General features: G+C 56.6%; 3 protein-coding genes and 3 pseudogenes. 3 read left to right on the top strand and 3 right to left on the bottom strand.

Features of this window, described 5'->3' with window-relative positions:
* Positions 1–100 precede the first annotated feature (100 nt).
* Positions 101–678: pseudogene (locus tag PKKP23_RS33050) on the bottom strand (transposase); the annotation flags it as partial.
* Between the two features lie 426 nt (positions 679–1,104).
* Between PKKP23_RS33050 and PKKP23_RS33045 the strand changes: the two are divergent.
* A complete protein-coding gene (locus PKKP23_RS33045) occupies positions 1,105–1,806 on the top strand; it encodes a response regulator transcription factor (protein WP_161978205.1) in 702 nt (233 codons plus the stop codon).
* Between the two features lie 281 nt (positions 1,807–2,087).
* Positions 2,088–3,186 (top strand): annotated as a pseudogene (locus tag PKKP23_RS33040) (IS5 family transposase).
* A gap of 155 nt (positions 3,187–3,341) precedes the next feature.
* On the opposite strand, the pseudogene PKKP23_RS33035 reads toward PKKP23_RS33040, so the two are convergent.
* Together PKKP23_RS33035 and PKKP23_RS33030 are read right to left on the bottom strand one after the other, a co-directional pair.
* Positions 3,342–3,506: pseudogene (locus PKKP23_RS33035) on the bottom strand (IS3 family transposase); the annotation flags it as partial.
* Between the two features lie 60 nt (positions 3,507–3,566).
* Positions 3,567–4,609, bottom strand: a protein-coding gene (locus tag PKKP23_RS33030) for an IS3 family transposase (RefSeq protein WP_420873270.1) whose coding sequence is annotated in 2 segments (ribosomal slippage) — positions 3,567–4,441 and positions 4,441–4,609 — 1,044 coding nt in all. Because the reading frame shifts where the segments join, the coding sequence is not laid out codon by codon here.
* Between the two features lie 126 nt (positions 4,610–4,735).
* Here PKKP23_RS33030 and PKKP23_RS35050 point away from each other — a divergent pair.
* The gene (locus PKKP23_RS35050) at positions 4,736–4,966 is read left to right on the top strand and encodes a helix-turn-helix domain-containing protein (RefSeq protein ID WP_126880035.1); all 231 of its coding nucleotides are present in this window, start codon (positions 4,736–4,738) and stop codon (positions 4,964–4,966) included.
* Positions 4,967–5,028 lie beyond the last annotated feature (62 nt).

Below are 5,028 nucleotides of genomic sequence, written 5' to 3'. Positions count from 1 at the left end.
ATGTTTCGCCATGGTGGTGGAGTTCGATTGTGGAAGTGTTACCGTGAGAAGCAACATTCTCCTTCAATCGCCACCGCCTTCTCCTGCCTCTTCCCTACGCCGCGTACACCACTTTCAACGATAGCTCCCGCTGAACCCGGTCCTTGCTCACGCGAATGCCTTGCGCAAGCAGCTTTTTCCACACGCGCGGCCAGCCGTACTCGCCTTTGGATTCGGCATGGACAGCGCGAATGTGGACCAGCAACGCGTCGTTGCTGATGCGTCGGCGCGGCCGATCAGGAACAACGTCGCGGGCCTTACGATTGTGATAACCGCTGGGACTGACGCCCAGCGCCTGGCAGGCCAGGGAAACCGGCCATTGCCGGCTATGCCGTTCGCTCCACGCGTACTTCACACCGACCCCTTCGCAAAGTACGCCGTCGCTTTTCCCAGGATATCGCGATTCATCTTCACGCGGGCCAGCTCGGCGCGCAGCCGGACAATTTCCATCTGTTCGGCGGACACCTGTTTGGCCGCCCCATTGAGCTTGCCCGCATCGTCGGCCTTGAACCACGCGTTCAACGTCTGCGTACTGATGCCCAGAATCTTCGCCGTCGCCGCCTGGCTCTGGCCGTTACGCACCATGCGCACCGCTTCAATCTTGAATTCCAGCGTGTACCGCGCCCTCGGGTTACCCATTGCTACATCCTCCGTTGCTGAAGTTTTGCACACTCTCAGTAACGGATACGTTTTTCGAGGGCAAAGTCAGCAGGTCCGCCGCTCACATGCGCGCGTCACGATGCCTGTGATTGATCGACAACTGCTGCAACGTCATTTCCTCGGCCTCGCTCAGCTACCACACACTTCATCCGCTACTCGGCGTCACGAAGGCGCCAAGTTATCGAAATTCAAACAGATTTGGCACTGTTACTTAATGGTGGCTCAACCAACAGCTATAACTTGTCGCCGGTCAACGGTTTTCTACATATCGACCTCATTGGTCGTGCCGAACCCGGTGACGGGTGCCAACAGTTCGATAATGTTGGGATGTCACTTGAAACATTCCATATGCGTCTTCGATTCTGTCAATGCATCACAATTCAAATGCCTTTCGAGGAGAAATTCGTGAACGTCCTGCTCATCGAACCCGACAATTGTCGACACGATTTTATTAGTCAAATAGTGCCGCACAGTGCCGTCTCCATCATTCATGCGGATTCGAGCCATGCGTGCATTGAGATTTCCCGCCAAGAAGAAATTGATCTGATTATTCTGGATTGTCGATCCAGCGATACTGACTGGATCGGAGTGGTCAATGAAATCCGGCTCACAAGAATGAAGCGCATACCCGTACTTTGCCTCTCGGCGCCTCACGAAGAAGTGGATCTGCGCGCCCGCATGGGAGGGGTCATTGATGACTACATCCTTACACCATGCAGTGGATTACAATTTATTAACAGCATGAATTTCTGGTTGGGCAGGAAGGCTGAATCTGATTTTCAAAAAAAAATCCAGGTGGGAAATTTCTCGATAAATCTTTCGGAAGAAAGAGTTTTCCTCAATGGTAATGAGGTGCACATGCCTCGTAAAGAATATGAGCTGCTCGCATTCCTTTTTCAGAACGTAGGAAGAATCGTGTCAAGACAGCTGATGTCAATGGCAGTATGGGGGCGCCCAATATCCGATAGCTCTCGAACACTTGACACGCACATCTATCGACTGCGTAAGGAACGGGGGATATCATCAAAAAATGGACTAAGGCTCCGTTCTGTGTATATCCATGGCTATCGGCTCGATGAAATCGGATTGAATAACTCCCACAGCTGATAATCTTTCATAAACTATACCCATAACCAATCAGTTAAACTCACGACAAGAGCGGATGCCGAATTTGATTGGATAGACGCCCTCAACCCGAAACGGCATCGATGTGCGAGCGTAGAGGTGTCAAAGCAACGTAAGCAGTAGATTTAGCATGCCGCGGAGTCGACCCTGTAACTCAGGACACGTGGACACCGTTAGCAGGCTGCTGAAGTACCAGCGGTAACGTCATCGCGGAAGGTCCGTGAAGCGTTGATAGAAGACACCCCACTTGCCCCCTGGAGATCATGCGCGGCGCGGACACATTCACCGAGAGTTTGTTTTCCATCCGCAAGCTGGATGACTTCGTTCCGAAGTCGCATCCGTTGCGTTCGATCCGCGTGATGGCGAACGAAGCACTGGCGAAGCTGGATCGACTGTTCGCGGGGATGTACGAAGCCGACATCAAGGGCGGTCGGCCGAGCATCGCGCCGGAGAAGCTGCTGCGAGCCATGCTGATCCAGGTGCTCTACAGCATCCGCTCGGAGCGCCAACTCATGGAGCAGGTGCAATACAACCTGCTGTTTCGCTGGTTCATCGGCTTGGCCATGGATGACGAAGTTTGGGTGCCGACGGTCTTCACGAAGAACCGTGAACGTCTGATCAAGCACGATGCGGTGATCGAATTTTTCAACGAAGTGGTGGCGATCGCCGAGAAGAAGTGCCTGCTCTCGGGCGAGCACTTCAGCGTGGACGGCACGCTGATCCAGGCGTGGGCGGGGCCACAAGAGCTTCGTGCGTAAGGACGGTGACGATCAGGACAGCGACGGCGGTAGCGCGGGCGACTTCAAGGGCGAGAAGCGCAGCAACGAGACGCATCAGTCCAAGACTGATCCTGATGCGCGACTCTATCGCAAAGGCAAAATGGCCAGCGAATTGCGGTACATGGGTCATACCCTGACCGATAATCGGCACGGCCTGGTGGTCAACGCGCGCGTGACACACGCTGATGGGCATGCCGAGCGTGAAGCGGCAAAGATCATGATCAACGATGCGCGGCAAGCGGCAGAGGATGCGAACGCAGAAATCACGCTGGGTGCGGACAAGGGTTACGACGCACAGGAATTCATCGACGCGTGCCAGCAGATGAAGGTCACACCGCACGTTGCGCAAAACACCTCGGGGCGGCGTTCGGCGGTGCCCGATACGATAGCCTCGAGCGTGGGCTATGCCATTTCGCAGCAAAAGCGCAAGTTGGTCGAACAAGGCTTCGGGTGGGCCAAGACCGGGGGGCGCATGCGCCAGGTGATGGTACGCGGGTTGAAGAAGGTGGATCAGATGTTCGTGTTGAACATGACCGCCTACAACCTCGTGCGCATGCGCTCGTTGGGACAAGTCCGCCCGTAGTGGCGAAAAACGCGGGAATGAGGCCAGAAATTGGCCTCAAACCGGCGAACAAGCGTGGAATCCACGTTGAAATTTCACAATGCGACAAACCTTACGGCGAACACCGCGTGGGCGCAGAAAGGCTGCTTCTGTCGGGGGTGTATTTCAGCAGCCTGCTAGGGGGGTGACGAAGCAGCCCGTCTGAACTCGCGAGGCAAGCGGTATTTCAGGGCTTTGTACGGGTGGCGCTCGTTGTACTCCTCGAAGGCGGCGGCCAGATGCGTGAGCGCCGTTGGTGCGTCACGCTTGTCCATATAGGTGACGTAATTGAATGAAAGGGAGAGGTGGCGCCGCTTGTTCAGACAGGGTCCCGAGATTTTTAAGTGGAACGTCCGGGGCGATCATGTTGCCGATTTGATCGCTGGCAGTGTCGCGAAGTATGCCTCATCGGGCGTCTGTGGAGCAGCCAGGCTCGGATGAGGCCGTTTGCGGTTGTACAGTTCAATGTATTGGCCAATGGAGCGCCGGGCGTGGCTGACCGACTCGTAGGCTCTCAAATAAATCTCTTCGTACTTGATGCTGCGCCACACGCGCTCGACGAACACGTTGTCGCGCCAGGCGCCTTTGCCGTCCATCGACAGCCGAATGCCTCGGCCCAGCACCGCCTCGGTGAAGGCTCCCGCCGTGAACTGGCTACCCTGATCGGTGTTCACGATGTCGGGGTGCCCATAGCGGGCGAACGCGTCTTCCAGCGCTTCAACGGCATGCACGGCTTCCAGCGTGATCGCCACGCGGTACGTGAGGATCTTGCGACTGGCCCAGTCCACCACCGCAGTCAGATACACGAAACCGCGCGCCATGGGGACGTAGGTCGTGTCGAGTGCCCAGGCCTGGTTGGCACGCTTGATCTTCGTGCCGCGCCGCAGATACGGCCAGACCTTGTGCTGCGCGTTGCGTCGACTCGTGTTCGGCTTGCAGTACAGCGCCTCCATACCCATGCGCTTCATGAGCGTGCGCACGCGGCGGCGGCCGACCTCGTGGCTTTCCCGGCGCAGCAGGCGCGCCAGCATCCGTGCACCGGCAAACGGGAACTCCAGATGCAGTTCGTCGATCCGGCGCATCAGGCGTTGATCGACTTCGCTGACAGGCCGCGCCCGGTAATACGCGCTCGATCTCGCGATACCAACAAGCCGGACTTGCTGCGAAACTGGCAACGCATGGCCACGGTCAATCATCGCTTTGCGCTCAGCAATCCCGCCTTGGTGAGCGCACCGCTTAAAAAATCATTTTCCAAGCTGAGTTGGCCGATCTTGGCGTGCAGGGTCTTCACGTCTACCGGTGGCTCGCTCGACACCGGGCCGGCCGCACGCTCGCCCTTGACTGCCGCCAGGGCCACTTTCGCTTTGAACGCCGCTGAGTGCGTGCGTCGGGTTCGTTTCGTCATTTTCTCGGTTCCTTTGCCTGCATTATCGCTGGCTCAGGCCCCGATCATCCCACTTATCCCGTTGTCCTATTTTGCACGGCCACCTCTCCCCTTATTGGCCAACCAATTAATTCTTAGCTTAGCAAAATGACCATCGACTTTAAGTTTCATCAGTTAGAGTGCCTAGTTGCAGTTGCCGATCATGGAAGCTTACGGCAAGCCAGCATTTACCTGGGCCGTTCCGCAGCTGCAGTGAGCAAGTCTCTCCGTGAGCTTGAGGAAGTTGCTGGTGTAGCGCTACTCGACCGACGAGAGAGGTGGGGCCAGAAATTCGGACAGGTCGGCAAGTGGAACGGCCGGGACCTGAGCTGGTCATAGGACCAGCAAGAGGACCCCAAAGATGACAAAAAGAAGCCGCCGGTCGCATAGCCCGGCATTCA

The organism is Paraburkholderia kururiensis JCM 10599 = LMG 19447 (genome assembly GCF_003986935.1).
Classification (GTDB): domain Bacteria; phylum Pseudomonadota; class Gammaproteobacteria; order Burkholderiales; family Burkholderiaceae; genus Paraburkholderia; species Paraburkholderia kururiensis.
This window is presented reverse-complemented; position numbering and strand designations above follow the sequence as displayed.